General features: G+C 64.7%; 20 protein-coding genes and 1 pseudogene. 14 read left to right on the top strand and 7 right to left on the bottom strand.

Features of this window, described 5'->3' with window-relative positions:
• Positions 1-1,779, bottom strand: coding sequence for an ABC transporter ATP-binding protein (locus tag HMPREF3092_RS03180; RefSeq protein WP_070423817.1), 1,779 nt, complete (start codon positions 1,777-1,779; stop codon positions 1-3).
• Entirely contained in the window at positions 1,776-3,410 is a 1,635-nt protein-coding gene (locus HMPREF3092_RS03175; RefSeq protein ID WP_070423816.1) for an ABC transporter transmembrane domain-containing protein, read from the bottom strand. Before HMPREF3092_RS03175 ends, HMPREF3092_RS03180 begins: the two co-directional genes overlap by 4 nt.
• A 115-nt stretch (positions 3,411-3,525) precedes the next feature.
• Between HMPREF3092_RS03175 and HMPREF3092_RS03170 the strand changes: the two genes are divergently transcribed.
• The 8 genes and pseudogenes from HMPREF3092_RS03170 to HMPREF3092_RS03135 form a co-directional block, all read left to right on the top strand.
• Positions 3,526-4,365 carry a helix-turn-helix transcriptional regulator gene (locus HMPREF3092_RS03170; RefSeq protein ID WP_141737945.1) on the top strand — a complete coding sequence of 280 codons (840 nt, stop codon included), beginning with the start codon at positions 3,526-3,528 and terminating at the stop codon, positions 4,363-4,365.
• Positions 4,366-4,526: 161 nt separating this feature from the next.
• Positions 4,527-5,591, top strand: a complete 1,065-nt coding sequence (locus tag HMPREF3092_RS03165; RefSeq protein ID WP_070423814.1) for an iron-siderophore ABC transporter substrate-binding protein — start codon at positions 4,527-4,529, stop codon at positions 5,589-5,591.
• 58 nt (positions 5,592-5,649) lie between these two features.
• Entirely contained in the window at positions 5,650-6,702 is a 1,053-nt protein-coding gene (locus HMPREF3092_RS03160) for a FecCD family ABC transporter permease (protein ID WP_070423874.1), read from the top strand.
• A gap of 86 nt (positions 6,703-6,788) precedes the next feature.
• Positions 6,789-7,772 (top strand): FecCD family ABC transporter permease, encoded by a 984-nt coding sequence (locus tag HMPREF3092_RS03155; RefSeq protein WP_256174365.1) that lies wholly within the window; start codon positions 6,789-6,791, stop codon positions 7,770-7,772.
• Positions 7,769-8,605 (top strand): ABC transporter ATP-binding protein, encoded by an 837-nt coding sequence (locus HMPREF3092_RS03150; RefSeq protein WP_070423813.1) that lies wholly within the window; start codon positions 7,769-7,771, stop codon positions 8,603-8,605. Before HMPREF3092_RS03155 ends, HMPREF3092_RS03150 begins: the two co-directional genes overlap by 4 nt.
• 194 nt (positions 8,606-8,799) lie before the next feature.
• Positions 8,800-9,852, top strand: coding sequence for an ABC transporter substrate-binding protein (locus tag HMPREF3092_RS03145; protein WP_070423812.1), 1,053 nt, complete (start codon positions 8,800-8,802; stop codon positions 9,850-9,852).
• On the top strand, positions 9,849-10,937 hold the full coding sequence (locus HMPREF3092_RS03140) for an ABC transporter substrate-binding protein (protein WP_070423811.1): 1,089 nt from the start codon (positions 9,849-9,851) through the stop codon (positions 10,935-10,937). Before HMPREF3092_RS03145 ends, HMPREF3092_RS03140 begins: the two co-directional genes overlap by 4 nt.
• A 661-nt stretch (positions 10,938-11,598) precedes the next feature.
• Positions 11,599-12,600: pseudogene (locus HMPREF3092_RS03135) on the top strand (conjugal transfer protein); the annotation flags it as partial.
• A 116-nt stretch (positions 12,601-12,716) separates the two neighbouring features.
• On the opposite strand, the gene HMPREF3092_RS03130 reads toward HMPREF3092_RS03135, so the two are convergent.
• Positions 12,717-13,907: an integrase catalytic domain-containing protein gene (locus HMPREF3092_RS03130; protein ID WP_062020688.1), complete on the bottom strand. Its 1,191-nt coding sequence runs from the start codon at positions 13,905-13,907 to the stop codon at positions 12,717-12,719.
• Positions 13,908-14,144: 237 nt separating this feature from the next.
• On the opposite strand from HMPREF3092_RS03130, the gene HMPREF3092_RS03125 reads away from it, so the two are divergent.
• Complete coding sequence (locus tag HMPREF3092_RS03125; RefSeq protein ID WP_050992936.1) at positions 14,145-14,528, top strand: hypothetical protein; 384 nt, start codon at positions 14,145-14,147, stop codon at positions 14,526-14,528.
• 73 nt (positions 14,529-14,601) lie between these two features.
• Here the strand turns inward: HMPREF3092_RS03125 and HMPREF3092_RS03120 are convergent, their stop codons facing one another.
• From HMPREF3092_RS03120 to HMPREF3092_RS03115, 3 genes are all read right to left on the bottom strand, one after another.
• The gene (locus HMPREF3092_RS03120) at positions 14,602-15,618 is read right to left on the bottom strand and encodes a DNA-processing protein DprA (RefSeq protein WP_256174364.1); all 1,017 of its coding nucleotides are present in this window, start codon (positions 15,616-15,618) and stop codon (positions 14,602-14,604) included.
• A 50-nt stretch (positions 15,619-15,668) separates the two neighbouring features.
• Positions 15,669-16,139 carry a helix-turn-helix domain-containing protein gene (locus HMPREF3092_RS11590; RefSeq protein WP_370919358.1) on the bottom strand — a complete coding sequence of 157 codons (471 nt, stop codon included), beginning with the start codon at positions 16,137-16,139 and terminating at the stop codon, positions 15,669-15,671.
• A 183-nt stretch (positions 16,140-16,322) separates the two neighbouring features.
• Positions 16,323-16,724, bottom strand: coding sequence for a DoxX family protein (locus HMPREF3092_RS03115; protein ID WP_070423808.1), 402 nt, complete (start codon positions 16,722-16,724; stop codon positions 16,323-16,325).
• A 143-nt stretch (positions 16,725-16,867) separates the two neighbouring features.
• Between HMPREF3092_RS03115 and HMPREF3092_RS11295 the strand changes: the two genes are divergently transcribed.
• The 3 genes from HMPREF3092_RS11295 (at position 16,868) to HMPREF3092_RS03105 (ending at position 19,475) form a co-directional block, all read left to right on the top strand.
• Positions 16,868-17,038, top strand: a complete 171-nt coding sequence (locus HMPREF3092_RS11295; RefSeq protein ID WP_176745681.1) for a hypothetical protein — start codon at positions 16,868-16,870, stop codon at positions 17,036-17,038.
• Between the two features lie 120 nt (positions 17,039-17,158).
• The gene (locus tag HMPREF3092_RS03110; RefSeq protein ID WP_070423807.1) at positions 17,159-17,677 is read left to right on the top strand and encodes a ferritin; all 519 of its coding nucleotides are present in this window, start codon (positions 17,159-17,161) and stop codon (positions 17,675-17,677) included.
• A gap of 151 nt (positions 17,678-17,828) precedes the next feature.
• Positions 17,829-19,475: a long-chain-fatty-acid--CoA ligase gene (locus HMPREF3092_RS03105; RefSeq protein WP_070423806.1), complete on the top strand. Its 1,647-nt coding sequence runs from the start codon at positions 17,829-17,831 to the stop codon at positions 19,473-19,475.
• Between the two features lie 159 nt (positions 19,476-19,634).
• On the opposite strand, the gene HMPREF3092_RS03100 is transcribed toward HMPREF3092_RS03105, so the two are convergent.
• A complete protein-coding gene (locus HMPREF3092_RS03100; RefSeq protein WP_256174363.1) occupies positions 19,635-21,176 on the bottom strand; it encodes an AMP-binding protein in 1,542 nt (513 codons plus the stop codon).
• Between the two features lie 144 nt (positions 21,177-21,320).
• On the opposite strand from HMPREF3092_RS03100, the gene HMPREF3092_RS03095 reads away from it, so the two are divergent.
• Both HMPREF3092_RS03095 and HMPREF3092_RS03090 read left to right on the top strand, forming a co-directional pair.
• Positions 21,321-21,944, top strand: coding sequence for a PH domain-containing protein (locus HMPREF3092_RS03095; protein WP_070423804.1), 624 nt, complete (start codon positions 21,321-21,323; stop codon positions 21,942-21,944).
• An 85-nt stretch (positions 21,945-22,029) separates the two neighbouring features.
• A complete protein-coding gene (locus HMPREF3092_RS03090; RefSeq protein ID WP_070423803.1) occupies positions 22,030-22,257 on the top strand; it encodes an amphi-Trp domain-containing protein in 228 nt (75 codons plus the stop codon).
• The last annotated feature ends 71 nt before the right edge of the window (positions 22,258-22,328 follow it).

The following is a 22,328-nucleotide window of genomic DNA, read 5'->3' as shown; positions in this document are numbered from 1 at the left end:
CTATTCCTCCTCGAGAGATGCGGGCGATGGCTGAGGTCGGGAAGTCTGGTCGCGTCCACGTATCCAGGCGTCCCAGAGTGAGGAGAAGACGCCGCCACGGTCGAGGAGGTCGCCGAGGTCGCCTTGCTCGATAATGCGGCCGGCCTCGAACACAGCGATTGTGTCGGCTTGCTCGGTGTGGGAGAGACGGTGAGCGATGATAATTGCGGTGCGCCCGTGGACAGCGGCATCGACAGCACAGTCGAGTGCAGGGTCCGCCCCTGCGTGAGCGGAAGCCTCGTCGAGCACCACGATGGGCGGGTCGGCGAGCAGGACGCGGGCCAGCGCGATTTGTTGGAGGCGTTGCTCGTCGAGATCCTGTGGGGCGGGCGTGTCGAGCCCGTGCGCAAGGTCGTCGACCCAGTGGGCGCCGACCGCGTGGAGGGCGGTTCGCAGTTCGTCGTCGGAGGCGTCCGCGCGAGCGAGTCGCAGGTTGTCGCCGAGTGTGCCGGAGAACAGGTGCGTCTCTTGCGTGACGAGCATGACCGCGGGCTTGCTCGAGTCCTGCACGGCTCGGGTTGCGGGTCGTTCCCCGACGAGCACGGCGCCCCGGTCAGGCTCGGCCAGTCCTGCGATGAGTCTCGCGGTGGTCGATTTCCCCGATCCGCTTGCCCCGACGAGCACGACGCGCATCCCCGGGGCGATCTTGATACTGACATCGGCGATGGCGGGTCGTTCCGATCCCGCCCCGGGATAGGTGAACGTCACGTGATGGAGCTCGACGGAGGCATCGCGAATCGGTTGTCGCGGGGCTGCCGGAGCGGTGCTGTGCAGCACGCCGACGAGACGCTCGAGTCCCGCCTGGGCGCGTTGCAGATCATCGATGCTCGACAGCAAGGCTCCGATGGGGCCGAACAGGCGGTGGAAGAACAGCGCGGCGGCGGTCACCGTCCCGACGGTCATTCCGGCCGTCTCCACGAGCCAGAATCCGACGGTGAGCACGGCGGCGAGACCTGCGAACTCGGCCAGGTTGAGCGTGCCGTTGAACACGTTTCGCGCCCTGCCGGCCGTGCGAGCGGTGTCTACCGCGGTTAGGCTTCGCTCGGCGATCAGTCCGAGACGAGCAGGGGCGAGACGATGGGCGCGAATGGTGCGGGCTCCGGCGACGCTCTCGATTATCGCTTGTCCGCGGTCAGACTCCTCGCGGCGCAGTCGCACGTACAGAGGGCGCGAGCGGCGCAGGAACCGCGTCACCGCGACCAGCTGCAGCGGGACGGCGATCAGCGCGGCCAGCGCGAGGAGCGGATCAAGCGCGGCGATTCCAACTGCCGTGAGCACGATCGTGAACAGGGCGCCGACAAAGCGCGGCAGCACTCCTGACCCGGCCTCGGTGACCGCCTCGACATCACCCGTCAGTCGCGACACCACGTCCGAGCTTCCCGCCCGTTCAACGGTCGTGGCATCGATCCGCATCGCGGCGGTGAATACCTCCTCGCGCAGCTGCGCAAGCATCCCCTGCACACAGACCACCAGCAGCCGTCCGCCCCACCAGGCGGTCGTGGCCGAGACGGTCCCGGCTGCGACGAGGATGCCGGCTGCGAACGGGATGCGCCACGCGTCGACGCCGGAGAGGACGATGTCGACGATCCAGCCCAGCACGGGAGGGATCGCCAATGCACTGGCAGATCCGGTCAGCAGCAACGCCACTGTCGCGGTGATCAGGCCTCGTCGTCGCGCCAGGAGACCACGGACGGTGCGCAGGGTGTCGCGGATCGATGCGACGGGCAGCGTCTCGGTCACGTGTGCACCGCCTGTGCAACCGGGGGCGCGGTGAGGTCGATGACCGTCGCGCAGCTGTCGAGCAGGATCGGGTCGCTTGTGATCAGCAGGATGGTGCGGCCGCATCGTGCGAGGCCGGCTCCCACACGATGCGTCGTGATGGGGTCGAGCGCGGTCGTCGGTTCCTCGAGCACGAGAACATCGGCCGGGGTGTGCAGCGCTCGTGCCAGCAGCAGTCGCTGTCGCTGTCCTCCGGACAGGCGGCGCCCCTGTTCACCGATGGGCGCGTCTGGTGATCCGACATGCTCGATCACGTCGTCCAGCGCGGTCGCTTTCACCAGATCGTCGTTCAACGCGCAGGAAGGGGAGGTCGCGAGGGTGACGTTGTGTCGGATGCTGCCGGTGAACACGAACGCATCATGAGGCGGAGCCAGCACATGCTTCCGGTAGGCATCCGGGCCGATGGTCAGGGCGTCGACCCCGCCGAGCATGAGTTCGCCCGGTGCGGGCACGCTGCGGAACCCCAGCCGGGTGGCCACGTCGTGAGCGTGCCTGGCGCCGGCCACCCGGATGCCGATCATCCGTCCCGGCTGCGACTCGATCACACGACCGTCCATCGTGGCCCACCGCAGCATGCTGTGATCCGGGTCCGTGTCCTGTCCGTCGGGGAGAGTGTGCGGCTCGGTGAGCAGGTCGTGCAGGCGTCGGGCTGATGCGTGCTTGTGCGCCCAGTTCGCCCCGAATGTGCCGATGTGGTCGAGGGAGGCTTGCAGGAACTGGGCCAACCCCACCACGGTGATCAACTGCCCCGGTGTGATCGTCCCGTGCATCGCCATCCACCCGGCCACGGCAGCCAGCGCGCCGAGGTAGAGGACCGATACTGCCGTGCTCACCGCCTGGTAGGTCAACAGCGACCGAGACGCGCGGATCGCGCCGTCGCGGGAGGCTGTGCTCGCTTCGCGGTAGCGGGCGACGATCTGCGGATGGGCTGCGAGGCCGTGGATGATCCGCAGCCCCTCCATGGCGTCCGTCGCCACGTCGCTCGCCCGCGAGACCGCGCTCTGCTCGGCCATGCCCAGACGTTCCAGCGGCCGAGCCAGTGCGGCCATGCCCCACAGCACCAGCAGCGCCCCAGCCAGCGCTCCGAGGCCGAGCGGGATCGAGATGAGTAGCAGCGCAGTCACCGCGGTGAGCAGCGCCGCGATGGTGGCGGCCTGTTCGGCGATGCTCCACGCGACGCCGGCAACCCGATACGTGTCGCTCGTGACGACGGACAACACCTCGCCCGTGCGGCGCGTTCGTATTCCTCGCGGATGCAGCACCCGGGCGACCGCGAGCTGCCGCAGGTCATGCTCACCGTGCCCGTAGATGCGAACCATCGCCAGGCTCGCCCATTGGTAGCTGAACGACAGGATGAGGAACACCGCTCCCAGCACACCCAGCCAAAGCGCCAGCGCGCCCGGATCACGAGGGAGCACCGCCCGGTCGATGACCACGCCGATGAGGATCGGTACCGCTGCCTCGCTCGCCTGGTGAAGCATGAGCCCCGCGGTCGCCGCCGACAGTCGCCACCCGCGTCCGCCACGCGACAGCGCGACGCGTATGACCCGGCCAGGCGTCTGTGGCGTCAAGAGGGGAGTGTCGGTGGTCACTCTTGAGACGCTAGGCGTGCGGGTGACCGCGGGGATGACGAATGTTGTCGCCGATCAGACACTGCAAAATAGATTAGGCTTGCCTAAGTAGACCTATGGCCGTGGACAGTGAGGGGTGCTAGTGACTCTGCTCGATTCGTCGTCGACCGGCGAGTGCATCGATGATGCTGTGGGCTTGCCGGTACGGGAGCGGATCGTGCCCGAAGGGTACCTGCTGACCACCCGGTTCCTGCGATATGCGTACGTCGATGACGCCGATGGGTGCTCGCCGGGCGAGCACGCGCACCCCGAACATGTCGTGTTCTGGCCGGAACGCGCCTCAGCCGAGATCGAGGTGGAGGGCATCCGACGCAGACTCACCGTCGGGCAGGGGCTGTGGGTGCCCGCCGGAACGCGGCACGCGGCAAGCCGCGCCCCCTCCACCACGCTCGCTGCTCTGCACCTCCTACCCGAGGCGTGGGACGGCCCCGCAGCGGAGGTGCGCCCGGTCACCGTGAACGCCGCTCTGCGTGAGCTTCTCACACATCTGGCGATCACCGGTATGCCTCGCCAGCAGCGCTTGCGCGCCCAGCGGGTCTGTCTCGAGCTCGTTGCAGATGAAGTGTTCCCTGTGATCGAACTGCCGCTCCCGCGGGATCCGCGCATCGCTCCAATCGCCCGGGCGATCATGCGTGACCCTGCCGATGACCGCTCGATCGAGGACTGGGCATGGATCACCTCTACCAGCGCTCGCACACTCGCACGTGCGTTTCGTGCCGAGACCGGGATGACGTTCAGTCAGTGGCGCATGGCCGCACGCATGTCCGCCGCGGTCCGTCTCCTCAGCGACGGGACCCCCGTCGGGATGGTGGCACGCAGAGTCGGCTATGCCACCTTCAGCGCCTTCAGCGCCGCATTCCACCGTGTCATGGGGCGTCCGCCGCACCGATTCCTGCCCGCCAATAATGACGACTGACGAAAGAGATGTGATCGGCGCAGCGGTGAGTTTGTGTCCGTGCGACGCAAACAGGTGTCCGCTATCGGCAAGCCTGGCTGTGTAACGTGAACTAAGGCACGCCTAACCTGGCCGCCGGTCGTCTTTCCCCGGAGACACCCGAACACGTCCTGAGAGGTCCCATGTCCGTTCTGCGTCGCACCAGCGCGCTCGTCACACTCGCCGCATTGGTCCTTGTGGCCGCCGGCTGCTCGTCCACGGCCGACTCGACTGCAGCCCCTGACGGGGCGGCTGCGACGGAATCGGGTTTCCCTCGCACGATCGAGCACGCGCTGGGCGAGGCGACGATCCCGGAGAAGCCGGAGCGCGTGGTGACGCTGAGTTGGATGAACCACGACATCGTCGCCGCGCTGGGCGTCGCCCCGGTCGGCGTTCCCGAAACGTGGGGCGGAGACGAGGAGGGCTTCACCCCGTGGTTCCGTGACCAGATCGAGAACGAGCTGGACGCGGAGATGCCGGAGGTCATCACCGTGACCGAGGACGGCCCTGACTACGAGCAGATCCTGGCCCTCCAGCCGGACGTCATCATCGGCGTGTACTCCGGCTTCACCGAGACAGAGTACAAGCGGCTCAGCGAGATCGCCCCGACCGTTGGGTACATGGATCGGCCGTTCACTGCCGGCACGTGGCAGGAGCACACCGAGATCATCGGTAAGATCCTCGGCGAGGAAGACAAAGCCGCCGAGCTGATCGAACAGACCGAGGCAGCCATCGCCGAGGAAGCCGCGAAGTACCCCAACCTCAAAGGGGCCTCGTTCCTCTACAGCACGACCTTCTCCTCGGGGGCAACGGAGATCACCGCCTATATCAGCGAGGACCCGCGCGTGCGGCTGCTGCACGAGTTCGGCATGGTCGACACTCCGCAGCTCGCTGCGAAGACCGCAGACGTGCCGGCGGACACCTGGTACGGCGGCATCAGTCTCGAGGAGCTCGATTCGGTGGAGGCGGATGTCGTCCTGGCGTGGTCGTATGCCGACGCCGACACCAAGCACACGCTCGAGCACCCGGTCTTCAACCGGTGGGACCCGATCGCGAACGGCCGCTACTTCATCGCCGAGGACAACACGCTCGGCATGGCCACCAGCGGTCCCAGCGTGCTCAGCATCCAGTGGGCGATCGAGCAGGGCTACATCAAGGACATCTCCGCGGCGATCGACGGTGGCGCCGTCGTGCGCAGGGCCCAGTGACACGGTGCTCCAGGGTTCATCCCATCGATCCGGATTCGAGCAGGTGAGCGTCCCGACAGTGACAGCCGCCCGTGCGCTCGAGGAGCGGGCGGCACCGTCCGGTGTGGCCCGCTCCGGGGCGTTTCGACTGGCTGGTCTCGGTGTCGCGACCGCCGTTCTTGCTGTCGTTGTCATGCTCAGCGTTGGCGTCGGAGCTCGAGCTATCGCACTGCCGACGATCTGGGACGCGCTGTGGGCGTATGATCACACGATCGATGAGCACGTGATAATTCTCGAGCTGCGCGTGCCGCGCACGGTCGTCGGCTTGGTCGTGGGCCCGGCGCTCGGGATGTGCGGGGCACTGATCCAGGCGTACACCCGGAACCCCCTCGCTGATCCCGGCATCCTCGGCGTGAATGCCGGGGCGACGTTCGCGGTGACGATGGCGGTCGGGTTCCTCGGCATCGCCGCCCCGCTGGGCTACGTATGGTTCGCGTTGCTCGGCGCCGGCGCTGTCACGATACTCGTGTACGCGCTTGGCGCCGTCGGCGGCGGCAAAGCCACCCCGGCGAAGCTCACCCTCGCGGGTGTGGCGATCAGCGCAGTGCTGGGCGGCCTCACCACCGCGATCGTTCTCGGCAACCGTGACACCTTCGACGACCTCCGATTCTGGGGCGTCGGATCCATCGGCGGTCGACAGCTCGATATCGTCCTCTCCTTCGCGCCGCTGATTCTTCTCGGGCTCCTGCTCGGCCTTGGCACCGCCCGAGCGCTCAACGCCCTCGCGCTCGGAGACGAGCTCGCCGCCTCGCTCGGGGTTCGTGCCGGGCGGGTGCGGATCGTCGTGATCGTCGCCGTCACCCTGCTCGCCGGCACGGCGACCGCGCTGGCGGGACCGATCGGGTTCGTCGGGCTCATGGTGCCGCACGTCGTGCGCTGGTTCGTGGGCCCCGATCAGCGATGGATCTTCGCCTACACGATCGTCGTCTCACCGATTCTGCTGCTGCTGTCCGACATCCTCGGCCGAGTCATCCTCCCCAGTGGAGAACTGCGCGTAGGCCTTGTCACCGCCGTCATCGGTGCCCCGGTGCTCATCGTCCTCGCACGACGACGGGGGGTGAGCGGCCTGTGAGCACCTACTCCCGCCGCAGTCCCGGGCGCGACACCTTCGACCACGGATACCGCGCGATCGTCATTCGCGTGCCACGGGTCTCGGGCGTGGTCAGCGTACGTGTCCTCGCGGTCTGCGCCACCCTCGCACTGCTCACCCTGATCCTCGCGATCATCTCCCTCACCCTCGGCACCTACCCCGTGCCCCTCGGCGACGTCGTCGCCGCGCTCACCGGCACCGCCAGCAAGCAGACGAACATGCTCGTCTTGGGATGGAGACTGCCGCGGGCACTGTTCGCAATCGCCTGCGGCATCGCTCTCGCCATCGCCGGCGCCATCTTCCAAACCCTCACCCGCAACCCGCTCGGTTCCCCGGACATCATCGGCTTCTCCTCCGGCTCCTACACCGGCGCGATCCTCGTCATGCTCCTTCTCGGATCCACCCGCTACCTCGACATCGCCACGGGTGCCATCGTCGGCGGCATCATCACCGCCGCTATCGTCTATCTCCTCGCCACGGTGGGCGGATCCGTGCAATCGTTCCGGCTGATCATCATGGGCATCGGCGTCGCCGCCCTGCTCTCCTCGCTCAACTCCGCACTCATGTTGTCCACCAGCGTCGACACCGCTATGCTCGCCGCCGTCTGGGCAGCCGGATCCTTCAACGCACTCGGCCACGACCAGCTCTGGCCCATGTCAGCGCTCCTGCTCATCCTGCTCGCCGCCGTGACGATGCTCGCCCCGGGCCTGCGCCAGCTCGAACTGGGCGACGCCACCGCCCAATCGCTCGGCGTACGCGCCAACCGCACCCGCGCCCTCGCCGTCGTCGTCGGCGTCGCCCTCACCGCGCTTGTCACCGCCGCCGCCGGCCCCATCTCGTTCATAGCCCTGGCCGCCCCGCAGATCGCGCGTCGCCTGGTGCGCGGATCGGGACTACTGCTCGTCCCCTCGGCGCTCGTGGGCGCATTTAGCCTGCTCACGTCCGACGTCCTCGCCCAGCGCATCGGGGTGCCTGTCGGTGTCGTCACCGTCTCACTCGGCGGCGCATACCTCGCCTGGCTGCTAATCTCGGAGTTTCGGAGGAGAACATGACCACGACCAATCCCGCCACCGGCACCGTCGCCGTCGACGCAGTACGCACAGTCGCCGTGCGCGCCGGGTACGACAAGCGGATCATCGTCGATGGGGTCGACATCACCATCGCTCGCGGCTCGTACACCGCCATCATTGGCCCCAACGCATGTGGAAAATCAACCCTGCTGCGCACGATTGCCCGCGTCCTCCCGGCCCTCGATGGCGCGATCCTGCTCGACGGAGACGACATCCACCGTCTGCCACCGAAACAGCTCGCCACCCGGCTCGGCCTGCTTCCGCAGACCTCTCTCGCCCCGGACGGGATACGCGTCGCCGATCTCGTCGCCCGCGGGCGCTACCCGCACCAGGGTATGTTCGACCGGTGGTCCGCCGAGGACGAGGCCGCCGTCACCGCCGCCCTCGAAGCCACCGGCACCGCTGACCTGTCTGGAAGACTCGTCGAAGAACTCTCCGGCGGGCAGCGCCAGCGCGTCTGGGTCGCGATGGCCCTCGCCCAGCAGACCCCAGTCCTACTCCTCGACGAACCGACCACGTTTCTCGACATCTCCCACCAGTACGGGCTCCTCGAACTGTTCGAGACACTCCGCAGCGAGCTGCGCCGCACCATCGTGGTCGTCCTCCACGACCTCAACCAGGCCGCCCGGTATGCCGACCACCTCATCGTCATGAAGGACGGCGCGGTCGTCGCGTCCGGTGCGCCAGCCCGGGTCCTCACCGCCGAGCTCGTCGAGGACGTCTACGACCTCCGCTGCCGCATCCAACCCGACCCCGAGACCGGCACACCGCTGGTCATCCCTCGTCGCATCGTCAGACGACCGCTTGCCGACTGAAACAGCAATCGCCAAGGTTGTCAGCGACGTCTCACGGCGCTCGTTCACGCCCCCGGGTATCGCTTGCCCGCGCCCTCCGGGGATCTGTCGCGAGGACGACGGCAGATGTCCGCCAAGCGAAAACAGCGACGGATAACGTCGGAAGCAAGGCTTGCCTTATTCCACTGAATCATCACAACCCGTGAGGAGCGTCCATGTTCTCTGTCTCCCGACGCGTTGCGCTGGCCGTGCTGGCTTGCGCTCTTCTTCTCTCCGGATGCGCGTCCTCGGCTCCGCCCGCGGAGACCGATCAGCGCGTCTTCGCCGAGCCGGAGGATGGTGCGTATCCGGTGACGATCGAGCACGCGTACGGGTCCGCCGAGGTCACAACCCAGCCGCAGCGCGTCGTCGCAATCGGATGGAGCGCCGCCGACATTGCGATCCAGTTCGGCACGGTTCCGGTCGCACAAGGCAACGCAACCGGAATCGAGGACGACTACTACCCGTGGGTCTCCGAAGCAATCGAGAAGCTCGGTGCCCCCTTCCCCTCCCTTGACCCTTCATTGGAGCGTGGTGAGGTCGACCTGGAGTACGTCCTGATGCAGCAGCCTGACCTCATCGTCGCCATCAACTCCGGAATCACCGAGGCCGAGTATGAGGCGCTGTCCGACATCGCACCGACGATCGCCTTCCCCGCGGAGCCCTGGGCGACCACGGTCGATGAGCACATTCAGATGATGGGTGCCGCGCTCGGGCGCCCGGCCTATGCCGCCGAAATCGAGAAGGAGACCGCACAGCGAGTCGCCGATGTCGCGGAAGCGCACCCCGAATTGTCGGGAGTCACGTACCTGCACAGCTTCCTGCCTTCCGACGACGGACAGGTCGTCGTGTTCGGATCCATCGATCCCCGAGCCCAGATCCTCGAAGACCTCGGGCTTGAGCCCTTGGACGGCACTCTAGAGCTGCAGCACGAAGCCGGCGACCCCAGCAGCTTCACCGTCAGCATGGAACAGCTCTTGCCGCTGAACCCCGATGTCCACATCGTCATCTCCGATGAAGACACTTGGCGTGAAGCCGTTGCCGCGAACGCCGCATTCCAAAGCTGGGCGCCCGTGTTGGAGAACCGGGTCGCACTGATCGAAGACGCGGCCACCGGGCTTGCGCTCTCTACCGCAACCCCGCTCGGCATCGACTGGGGCATCGACGCCATCGCCGACGACATCAGCCGCGTCGTCACCGAGAACCGTGGGGAAGGAAGCGCATCGTGACCTCCGATGCCATGAAGGAGGCGCCACGTCCGGCCGGACCTCGCCGCGCGCTGGCTCCGTTCGTCGTTCTGGCTCTGACACTGTCCTTGACAGCGTGCGGATCATCCGCAGACAAGCGCCCGATCTCAGGACCGCAGCCGGACGGCTTTCCGATATCCGTGACGCACGCGCACGGCGAGACGAGTATCCCGTCAACCCCAGAACGTGTGGTCGTCCTCGGGGGTAGCGCCGAAGACGCGGTCGCCGCCCTGGGCGTCGTCCCCGTCGCGGTCCCCGAAGAATACGGTACGCCGGACGGATACACCGCTTGGTTCCGAGAGCACGTGACTGCCGAGCTCGGTGCCGAACTGCCGCCGGTTCTCTCCCCAGGAAAGGACGGTGTTTACGACCCAGAGGAGATCCTCAGTTACGCCCCGGACCTGATTTTCGCGCCATACTCCGGGATCACCGAAGCCGACTATCAGCAACTCAGTGACATCGCCCCGACGATCGCCTATGCGCGCACACCGTGGACTTACGGTACGTGGTCGGACATCGTCGAACTCGCAGGCACCGCGCTGGGACGCCCCGAACAGGCTGCGGAACTGATCTCTCGAACACAGGCAGCGGTCGATTCAGCGCGCGATGCCCACCCTCAGCTCGAGGGGAGGAGCTTCGTCTTCGGAGAGTGGCTGGAAGACGGCTCCACGGACCTTGCCGTCTACTCGCCCGATGACCCCCGTCCTACGCTGCTCCGTGAGTTCGGCATGACCGACGCCCCGTCCGTCGCTCAGGAAGTCGGCTCATTCGGTGACGACTACTACGGATCTGTCAGCCTCGAGAGACTGGATGCGCTCACCACCGATGTGTTCATCGGATGGTCGAACTCCCGAGACAAGATCGCGCAGACTCTCGCCCATCCGCTGATGTCGCGGTGGGCTCCGATTGCCGAAGGCCGCTACTACTACTTGGAAGACCCAGAGCTTCTGATGGCAGTCACCACTCCCTCCGTGTTGAGCGTCCCCTGGGCCGTCCAGCACGGATTCCTGGATGACATCACGTCCGCGCTCGGGGCCGATGCGGTTATACGCACCGGCGACGAATAGCCGTCGCCCTGAGCAGTGAACGGCGCCGTCTGCCGGCACGTAGATGGCAGAGATGACGTCATCGCGAATGGGTGGAAGCGGGCGGTGTGGTTTGGCTCACGATGATGTTTCGCAGCCGCCGCAGGCCCCGCTCCAGCTGTCGGGCCCCGGGGCGGCCGATACAGACCCGCAGACCAGATTCTGTGGCGGACGGATCGGTGCGAACCCGAAAGCGCCGCCACGACTGACAGCTGCCGGCAACTACTGACGTCAGAGATTCCATGTGACATCCGTGACGGCGACAAATCACGGCCGAACAGTCGGGAGCGCTGGACCAAGGTGCCTCGATGCTCGAATGGGGATCGGTCATAAAGACCGTGACCGCCCGGATCGTCGAACAACCTCACCGCGCAGGCACACGCGATCTATCGGCTCCCGTCAGCGTCTATCTCCCGGAGGCGAAGCCGCCACGAGAAGTCGATGTGCGCTCACGCTTCACGCACGCGTATACACCATCGGATACAAAGCCGGTCGAGCCGACAAGCTCGCCGCCAGGCTGGAGCGCCGACACCCACGCGTCTGAAAGCTCAGCGATACGCCAGGGCTTCGGCGCTATATCTCGCCGCCCGTAGACTGGAGCCGCGCAAACGCACACAATCACAGGTGAGTGTGTTTGGGGCACCTCGGCTACGCCGTCACCGCCCACAGAGCACAAGGCATCACCACCGACACCGCACATACAGTTGTGACTACGACAACGACACGGGAGAACTTCTACGTCGCGATGACCCGCGGCCGCAACGCCAACCACGCTTATGTCGCCGTAGACAAACCCGATGATGCGCACAGCCAGCCCCACCCCGGTGATAACAGTGATGCCACTGCCAGATCCGTGCTCTACGGAGTCATGCAACACGTCGGCGCTGAACTCTCCGCCCACGAAACCATCACGGCGGAGCAGGAACTGTGGGGCTCGATCGCGCAGCTCGCGGCCGAGTACGAGACGATCGCGCAAGCAGCACAATACGACCGCTGGGCGACCTTGCTACGTGCGAGTGGCCTCACACCTGAACAGGCTGAAGACGCGCTTACCTCCGATGCGTATGGTGCACTATCGGCGGAGTTGCGACGAGCGGAAGCGAATCACCACGATGTGGATCGGCTCCTGCCACGCCTCGTACAGGCACGCAGCGTCGAGGATGCCGATGACATCGCATCGGTACTGCACGCGCGACTCGTCAAAGCCACTGCTCGTCCAGCCGGGTCAGGACGGACGCGAAAACAGCCACGCCTGATCGCAGGACTTATCCCACACGCCGAAGGAACCATGAGTCCAGAAATGCGGCAGGCACTCAATGAGCGGCGCGAGCTGATCGAGCAACGCGCCGATGCACTCGTTGACCACGCTGTCGATGAAGCAGCCGATTGGGTGCAGCCGCTCTTCCCACAACGTCAGAACGAGCACATGATGACTGGTTGGCGGCGGCGTGCACGCGTCATCGCTGCCTACCGCGACCGGTACCAGGTCAGCAGCAGTGATCCACTTGGCCCAGTGCCGGAGCGTACTGCGCAGAAGATTGACTATGCACGAGCCCAAGCAGCGGTCATACAATTTCGTCCATCGACTCAACCACCTTCACACCGTGAACAGCAGCGACAGGTCATTCACGCCCTCGGACTCTGAGGCCAAGAAGGTCTCGGGCCGTGATGCCTCATGTCAAGACCTCCGGATGAGTTGATCGTTGCCTCAGGTGCCGATCTCCGGGGGTGGTGGGTCGTTGACTCAGCTATTTCCTCCGGTTACCCCGTGAGCTGACCGGCTCGGGCTTGTTGGTTGTGGCGGGTGCGGCCCTTGGCTTGGGCGAGGGTCTCGAGGCGCCTGGTGAGGTCGAGGATCTGGCGTTGTAGTGCGCCGAGGCGTAGTCGCTTGAAGCGGGCGTTCATGGTGATTACGGGCCGTTTGCGGATCGCGGGGTGGGCGCGGGCGCGCTGGTGTGGGGTGGCGGCCTGGTGGTACTTCTTGACGACTTTGGCCCCGTCGCGGTGCTTGGAGGCGAGCTTGAGGCTGGGCAGAAAGTAGTTCGCGAAGGCGTCATCGGCCTCCCAGATCTGGTTGAGCACATCCAGCTCGTCGCCGGTGTCGTAGCGGTAGTGGCCGACCAGCTCGCGCACCCGGGCCCAGTTCTTCTGTTCCACGTAGCAGCCGTCGTTCTTCTTGCCCGCCCGCCCGCGGGTGAAGGTGATCTCGCGCTGCTCGCAGTAGGCCAGCAGGTGGTGGTTGATGAACTCCGATCCGTTGTCGGAGTCGATCCCGCGGATCGGAAACGGGAACATCGCCGCAGCGTGGTCGATCGCCTCGATCACCCACACCCGTGCCCGGTTGGGCACTGAGCGGTTGAGGGTCCAGCCGGTGGCGATGTCGGTCATGGTCAGGGTGTAGCAGTACTCCCCGGCCGCCACACCGCCGTCATGGGCGACCAGGTCGATCTCCACAAACCCGGGCTCGGCGTCGTTCCAGTCAGCGAAGGTGCGGATCGGGATCTGGTGCTTGAGCAGCGAACCGGGCTTGGTGCGCGAACGTCCCCGCAGAGTCATCCGTTGCCGTTCGGTCTTGAGCATTCGGTCGATCGTGGCCGCCGAGACCCCGCTGAGCAGCTCGGCCTGGGCATCGGTGACCTTGATCTCGCCCTCGGCGCGCAGCAGCGGCACCAGTACCGGCATGAATGGGGCCATGATCTTGCCGGCAGGGGCCCGCAGCAGCACCCAACAGCGGATCAGCGCCGGCAACAGATCATCGCCATAGATCCGTGGGCGCGCCTTGCGTGGCTTCACCTCCCGGATCACCAGCGCCTGGCGCAGCGCTGCCCGCGCATAGTCCCGGTGCCAGCCAGTCAGTTCGACCAGCTCATCCAAGATCCGAGACTTATCCGCCCGGTCCGCGCTGCGGTAGGCCAGCGCCTTCTTCTTCGTCACGGCCTTGCGTTGACTCATCGTCAGCTCCATCCACGATGGTGCTCACGCGAAGTTCCTTACCTGAGGCAACGACCCCGCACAAGCGGAGGTTTCCGATGAGTCAACTCGCGGGCTTCCCTCCTGTCAGTGCTTCGTCGTATCCTGGTCACAGAGGCGGATACTCCTTCCAACGCGCCACTTGTGGCAGACCCTCCTGGTCACTCTTCAACGCATCGCCTCGTCGGAGTTGTTTGTGCGATGGAGAGGAACGAGATCGTGATCCGCTTGCTCTGGACTGGAAGCGTCCATACCCGAAATTTTCTGCGTCGGTACATGCCGACCAATATCCTGCTTGATGCGATCCGCACCCCACGCGGTCTCAAATGGGGTGTGCCAGCGATGCTGTTGGCGATCCCATACTTCTTGATCGCGGCAATCCTGGTACAGGTCATCAAGGATGGCGGCCCAGCTTGGCTTAATGTGCTCGTCCTCTTGAGCATTTGGAACGGACTCAAGATGTTGTGGATTGGCCCGTTGAGTCTGGTGCTGCTTGTGCGTCTCCAGGTCAACCGGATGAAGGCCAAGCCCAGGAATCAGCAGATGACCCAGCATGTGTTTGGCGAAGGTGCTGAGTATCGTGATTTGGAAACGGCGCGCTGATCCGCGTCATTATCTACACACGCATCACAAGACCAAACGATCCGTACGGCGATCGTTGATCTCGTAGGTTCCATCAGAGATCACGGTGAACTGAATGAGCGGCACGAACATGTGCCGAGTAGCTGTCCATACGGAATGCTTCGGCGCTGAGTTGCGGCATCGAGCCGGAAGACGGCTGTTTCTCGGAAAGCGCCCTCACGTCGTTGGCATTAGTCACGACACTGGCGATGCCCTGGGCAATGAGCCGATGCGGGCCAAAGCTCGTGGCACTTGTCACCGGCCCCGGAACCGCACCGACGCTGCGCCCCAGCGAGTATGCCTGTTGAGCCACCAGCAGCGAGCCCGACCGTGAACCGGCTTCAATGATCGTCGTTGAACACGAAAGTGCAGCTTCGATGCGGGCGCGGACCATGAACCGTGCTCGTGTCGGCGTGGCTCCCGGTGGCTGCTCGCTCACCAGCAGTCCGACATCGCTCACACGTTCGAGCAAATCTCGATGACCCGCTGGGTATGGACGGTCAATTCCACCGGCCATCACCGCAATCGTATGACCCGCAACCGCCAACGCAGACCGGTGTACTTCACCATCTATGCCGTATGCGCCACCAGCGACAATGACTTTCCCGTCACTGGCAAGGTCAGCAGAGATCTCGTTCGCGACCTGGACGCCGTAGCTGGTTGCCGCGCGTGCACCCGTGATCGTAAAGCGATCGCTCACTGGCATTGCGAGTAGTGACTCCTCGCCTTTGACCCAGAGGACATAGGGAGCATCGTCGCCGAGATCGTGGAGCGACGCCGGATAGTTGTCATCGCTGGGAATAAGCGTCTTGAAGCTACCGTGCTCGGTGAGGTCGAGTGCTTCTTGGATCAGTCGTGGTTCCACCCGGGGCAGCAAGCGTTTACGCCATAGCTGAGCTTCCACGTTATCCAAACCGGGTACCGGTGCGTCATCGGCAAGCATCGTGACAGTGTTGACTGCGCCGTGAACTGCAAGGAGATGCCCTGTTGTTGAATCAGTGGGGTCCGTGATCATGGTCAGGGCGATCCGTGCCGCACGTTCGTCCGTCATGAATGTCAAGAGCGTGTCCATGTTCCCGGTCCCTTCGTCGTTGAAGGGAAGGTGAGCATTCGACGCCCGAGTCAAGCATTCATTCGACGGCGGCCTTTGGGTCGAATCGTGCCCCCATTCGCTACCACGGCCGAGCGAACGGCTTCGTCGCCGATGCCCAACTGCACTGCTACTTGACTGAGCGTGAAACCCTCAGCGTAGAGGCGTGCCGCCTCACTTCGTAGCTGTTGTGAATGTTCTGGGGCTCTGCTCGGATGACCCGCTCGCCGAGCAATCTCTCGCACCGTCGCGCGATGGATATTGAACCTTCTTGCCAGCTCCTGAACCGGCACCCCCTCGGTGTACCCAACGAGGAGTTCTTCACGATTCGAGGCACTCAAACGGGTTTGAGACTGACTCGAATTTTCACGTACCGGACCCCTAGAATCTGTCGTGTGAGGGGTGCCAGGGCGCTGTCGCTGTGTCTTCGATCCCTTGAGAACACGCGAAATCAACGTTCTTCGCGGCTTACTGGGGTTTGAGAAGTACCTACGAAGGCCCACTTTTTTATGCCCTTTACGCCCTGCACGAATAGTCGTGCAAGCCGTTTCGCACACCCCTTAGCCGGAAAACACCCGTTAGCAGTGCTGACACTCCCCTAAGCCGGTTTCTGCGGCTTAGAAGCAGCTGCTAAGGCGCAGAAACCGGCTACAGGGCGGGCAGGCGTGTGGATGGGGCGCGACGTCTTATTTCTTTGCGCCGACGACGGCGAGCAGGCCGCCGACGATGGCCGCGTTCTTGTAGAACTGTGTCTTGTGCGCCGCTTTCTGACCTTCGTCTTCTTCCTTCCAGAATGCGTGGCCTGCAAGCGTGGTGGGAATGAGCGAACCGGCGAGCACGGCGGCCGAAGCCTTCGGGAACAAGCCCAGGCCCAGGGTTAGGCCCGCCGCAGCCTGGATGCCGCCGTTGATGCGCACGACGAGCTCATCGTCATTCGGGATTGCCGGAACGTACTCGCGCATAGTCTCGAGCGTCGAGGCGGCCATCTGGGGTCGAGGGCCCGGCGCCTTGGCGGCGGCGAGTCCGTTGACGACGAACAGCGGGGCAATGGCCAGACGACCGGCGGTGCGGGCAAGGGCGTTGAACATGCATCTTCTTTCAGTCGAGAAAATCTGCTTGCACTTTCAACCCTACGCCTCGGTAAGCCGCATTCGTCACGGCCATAGTCGATAGTGAGTAGTTCCACTCCCTCTCAGTTCAAAAGCCCCGATTTGTGCAGATTGTAGGCAGAATGTCGGAACAGGACCGCGTCAACGAGAAGGGCGCCGTTTCCATCGAATACCTGGCAATCGCACTCGTCGTCGCCGTGGTTCTCGGTGTCGTGCTCGCTGCAGCAGGCAGCGCCCGGGGTGTTGTCCAGGGCGGCTTCATGAAGTCCGTCGGCGAGATCTTCAACAACTGATCTGCTGATTCGCCTGTTCGGGGCTCGGAAGCGTGCGCTTCCGGGCCCCGCTTGTTTTCTCCTGGTGTTTTCCACCACTGCTCTCTTCAAATACACAGGTGGCAGGCCTAGAGTGGAAACATGACACTCACACCAGAACTCGAAGCGAAGTTCAACGACCAGATCACCCTCGAATTCGAAGCCAACATGGTCTACCGCCAGCTGGCCATCGAAGCTGACAAACAGGACCTTTCAGGCTTCGCCAACTGGCTGCGCGCACAGGCTGACGAAGAAATCGAGCACGCCAACAAGTTCATCAACCACCTGCTGGCCCGCGACGGTTCGCCCATCATCGGCGCTCTGGCTGCCCCGAAGGTCGCAGCTGAACCGTCAGCTCTGACAATCTTCCAGGCCGCTCTCGACCACGAAAAGAAGGTCTCGGAAGCCATCCGCGAGCTCTACCGTGCTGCAGAAGCAGCCGGTGACATCGACGCCCGCCCCATCCTCAACTGGTTCGTCGACGAACAGCTTGAAGAAGAAGACACCGTCGGCGAAATCGTCGGCCAGCTCGAACTGATCGACGGTGACGGCTCCGGTCTGCTGCGTCTGGACAGCGAACTGGGCGCCCGCACCAGCGCGGGAACCGAAGACGACGACTGAGCCTGAGTCCACCTCGGGCACGAACCTGAATTCTCACAGGCCGACCACTGCACCCGCAGCGGTCGGCCTGTGACATTTTCACCTCCGCGCTGCCAGGTCACGTGGTTGTGTTGATCCCAATACACAGCACACCGCACACGAAGGAGACCACGTGCAACCCTGGATCACGCAGCTGACCCCGCTGTCGTTTCTCGAACGTTCAGCGGAGGTGTTCCCGGACAGCCCTGCCATTGACTACAAGGACACCGTCTGGACATTCGCCGAGCTGAAAGAAGCCGCGGAGAAGCGCGCACACATGTTCCTGGATTTGGGCATCGAACCGGGCGACCGGGTGGCCTACATGCTTCCGAACGTGCCGGAAATGCTGGCCGCCCACTACGCCGTGCCGCTCATCGACGGCGTGCTCGTGGCGATCAACACCCGCCTGGCGCAGGAAGAAGTCCGCTACATCCTCGATCACTCCGGCGCGAAGGCACTCATCATCGACGCTGAGTTCCTGCCGACCATCGCCGACATTGCCGACGAACTCGAAACCGTCACCACGATCGGCGTCATCACCGACCCGCATGCCGACAGCCCAGCAGGCACCTCGGCCGCCCAGGTGGGCACGCCTTTCGAAGACCTGCTGGCCGCAAGCGAAGCCACGACAGAGCCAGCCGCCCTCGACTGGACTGTCGATGACGAGAACCGGCACATCTGCCTCAACTACACATCCGGCACCACCGGCAAACCGAAGGGCGTTCTCTACACGCACCGCGGCAGCTACCTCAACGCGCTTAACCAGATCACCCACCTGAGACTGAACCACGGCAGCCGCTACCTGTGGACGCTGCCGATGTTCCACTGCAACGGCTGGACGAACCCGTGGGCGCTCGTAGCCGCCGGCAGCCTCCAGGTGGGTCTGCGGTCAGTGCGCAGCGACGAAGTATGGCGGTTGATCGAGCACCACCGCCTGACCCACCTGTGCGCAGCACCCACCGTCATCCGCACCATCACCCACGCCCCCGAGGCGCATCAGCTGGCGCACCCGCTGACGATCACCTCGGCGGCGGCACCGCTGAGCCCCACCACGCTGTCGGAAGTCGAAGCGCTCGGCTTCACCGTCCTCCACGTGTACGGGCTTACCGAAACCTACGGGCCGTACACGGTGTGCGAACCGCAGACCGAATGGGCTCAGCTGCCCGCGCCGCACCGCGCACGCTTCCAGGCACGGCAGGGTGTTGCCCAGGTGCTGTCCGACCCCATTCGCGTAGTTGAGGCCTCCCCCGATGCTGACGGCCGCCTGGTCGATGTGCCGCGCGACGGTGTGACTGTCGGTGAGATCGTCATGCGCGGCAACACCGTCATGGCCGGGTACTTCCGCGACCAAGAAGCCACCGACAAGGCGTTTGCCGGCGGCTGGTTCCACTCCGGGGACCTCGCGGTGTGGCACGAGGACGGCTACGTTGAAATCCGCGACCGCGCCAAAGACGTCGTCATCTCCGGCGGCGAAAACATTTCGACAATCGAAGTCGAACACGCCGTCGGCTCGCACCCGGCTGTCAGCGAGGTCGCGGTCATCGGCATTCCCGACAAAGACTGGGGCGAGCGCCCCGCCGCGTTCGTCGTGCTGCGTCCGGGCCAGAGTGCGCAGCCGCAGGAGATCATCGAACACGTGCGCACACACATTGCCCGCTACAAAGTCCCGAAGGTCGTCGAAATCGTCGACGAACTGCCCAAAACCTCCACCGGCAAAATCCAGAAGTTCCAACTGCGCAATACCGCCTGGCAGGGCCACGACAGCAGCGTTCAGGGCTGATCGGCTGACAAGGCTCACGAGGTGCCGGGCCAGTCCGGGTGGGCCGCTCCCGAGGTGCCAGTCCCCGGGAAGCGGGCGGCACCTCGGGAGCGGGGTCACCTGAACAGAAGTGCCCGGGTGAGAGTTTTCCTCCCACCCGGGCACTGTCATGCTGCTGACTCAGCCTTCGTATTCTTTGAGCTTGTAGCGCTGCGTTTTGCCCGACGGGGTTTTGGGCAGTTCGTCGACAAAGTGGAAGCGGCGCGGGTAGGCGTGGGCGGAGTAGCCTTCGCGGACTGCCTGCTGAAGTTCCTTTGCCAGTTCGTCGCTGCCGGTCCAACCGGAGCGCAGGACGATGAAGGCTTCGGCGATTTCACCGCGCACGCCTTCCGGGTCGGGCCTTCCGACAACCGCGACATCAGCCACGGAGTCGTGTTCAACGAGCACGGATTCAACGTCGAACGGGCTGATGCGGTAGCCGGCCATAAGGATGAGGTCGTCATCACGGCTGGCGAAGAAGACGTCGCCGTCTTCGTCAATCCGGCCGAGGTCGCCCGTGAGGTACCAACGGCCGTCATCCGAGTAGCGGACCGCGGTGCGCTCGGGTTCGTTGTGGTAGCCCATGAACCAGAAGTTGGGGCTGTTCTGGGTGTCGATGGCGATGACGCCCTCGATGACGTCAGCCACGATGCCCGGCATGGGGCGGCCCATGGAGCCCTTTTTGACCGGCTGACGGTAGCCGTCGGCCCAGTGGCTGCAGATGACCATGCCCAGTTCCGTCTGTCCGTACTGGTCGCGAACCTCGCAGCCCAGAGCGTCCGGCGACCACGCGAGGATATCCGCCGTCAGCGGCTCACCGGCCGAGGATGCCCTGCGCAGGTTGGCCTTCTGATCCGTGTCCGCCTTCGCCAAAGTGCGGTAGAGCGTCGGAGCGCCGGCGAAGTTCGTCACACCCAGTTCCGTCAGCACGCGCAGAGTGTCCTCCGGACCGGCCTTGCCGGTGTACAGGATGTTCGGCACGCCGATGGCCAGTGGGCCGACCACGCCGTAGTACAGGCCGTATGCCCAGCCGGGGTCCGCGGCGTTCCAGAAGACGTCGTCATCGCGCACATCGAGGCTGATCCTCATGTACGTCTTGAAGGCCGCGAGCGCACGCACGGGAACCGGCACACCCTTGGGCGCACCCGTGGTGCCCGAGGTGTACAGCTGCAGGAACGGGTGATCCGGCGCGGCAAGGTAGTTCTCGGTGACCGGCTCTGCGGTTTCGAGCGCGCGCTGGTATTCCTCACCCGCCATGAACACCGGAAGACCCAGCGGTTCAACCTTGAACAGCTGCGAGTCCTCCGTCACGACGAGCTTCGCATCGGAGGCCTTCATGCGCATTTCCACCGCCGGGGTGGCAAAAGCGGTGAACAGCGGAATGTACACCGCGCCCAAACGGACGAGGGCAACAAGAGTCACCACGAGCTCTTCGCGCTTGGTCAGCAGAACACCCACGCGGTCGCCTTCGCCGATGCCCTGGGCTTTGAAATGGCCGGCAAGCTTGCGGCTGCGTTCCTCCAGCTGACCGTAGGTGAGCTTTGCAACGTTGAGGTCGTGGTCGACGAAAGTGAAGGCGACAGCATCCTGCGGGTGGCTATCGCACAGCTTCGCGGCGGCATCGACATCACCGGCCAGCACTTCTTCCAGCCACGTATCGACCGTTGTCTGATCAATTGCCATGGTGACTCCCATCTCTGTGTGTGATTCAGGTCATCGTATCGAGCGGGCGATGCAGGCCGCGCAGGGGTCTCTTTTCATAAGACACACCGCTGCGCGGCCACGGCACGATACGGCGCGAGCACCCCACCGCATAGGCTTAAGGGCATGCCTGACTCCGATTCTCCCGCCGACCGCAGCGTCCGGCTGACCCGCTCCAGGGCAGCCGCCGTGTGGACGGCCGTCCTCGGCGTACTGGTGCTGCTTGCAGTGATCGACTGTGCGGCCCGCGGCTGGTTCACAATCGCCACGGCAGTCTTCTTCGGAGGTGCCGCTCTGTGCTGGCTCTCACTGAACCTGTTCGTGTTCCCCGCCCTCATCGCACACCGGGACGGGCTGGAAGTCCGCAATCCGCTGCGCACCGTTTTCCTGCCGTGGGGCTCCATTGCCCAGGCGGGGGGCCGTTATTTTGCCGAGCTGACCGACACTGCCGGCGAAGTCACGCGCGTATGGGCCGCTCCCCTGTCCGCTGTGCGCACCCACAAGCAGAAGCTGCGCAAAAAGGCCGCCGATGCTGACCTTCTGGCTTCCGGCCTCGACCCGAAGGCCATTCCCGATCACGCACAGCCGGGCACAGTCGACCTGATCCGCCGCACAATCGCCGAACACAGCGGAGAGAAAAACAAGGAGAACAGCGCACCCCGGCAGGTGCACAGATCCTGGAACGCCACCTCGTGGCTCGTGTTCGCAGGCCTCACCGCGGCCTCCATCGTCTTCGCCGTCATCGCATAAGCGCGTCATCGTTTGCCCCGGGCGCCCCAAGTCCGCCCCAGCCGCCGCTCACCGCGCGTTCACACTCCGCTGCTTGAATGGGCGCATGAGCAAACTCTTTGAACACGAAACCGAAGAAACCATGACCCGCGAACAGGCCGCAGAGCGCCTGCGCGAACTCGCCGACGCCCTGGCCCGCCAGAACAAGGTCCGCGTGACCGACGGCGAACACGACGTCACCGTCGACGTCCCCGACACCGTGACCTACGAATACGAAATCGAGGTCAAAGAAGGCGGCAAGTCCGAAATCGAAATCGCCATCACCTGGAAGTGAGCGCGGCAGCCGCCGCAGCCGAACAGCCCACACAAAAACGAGGTGCCGGTGCAGAATTCTGCACCGGCACC

This window comes from Brevibacterium sp. HMSC24B04, from assembly GCF_001806835.1.
Taxonomy (GTDB): Bacteria; Actinomycetota; Actinomycetes; order Actinomycetales; family Brevibacteriaceae; genus Brevibacterium; species Brevibacterium ravenspurgense.
This window is presented reverse-complemented; position numbering and strand designations above follow the sequence as displayed.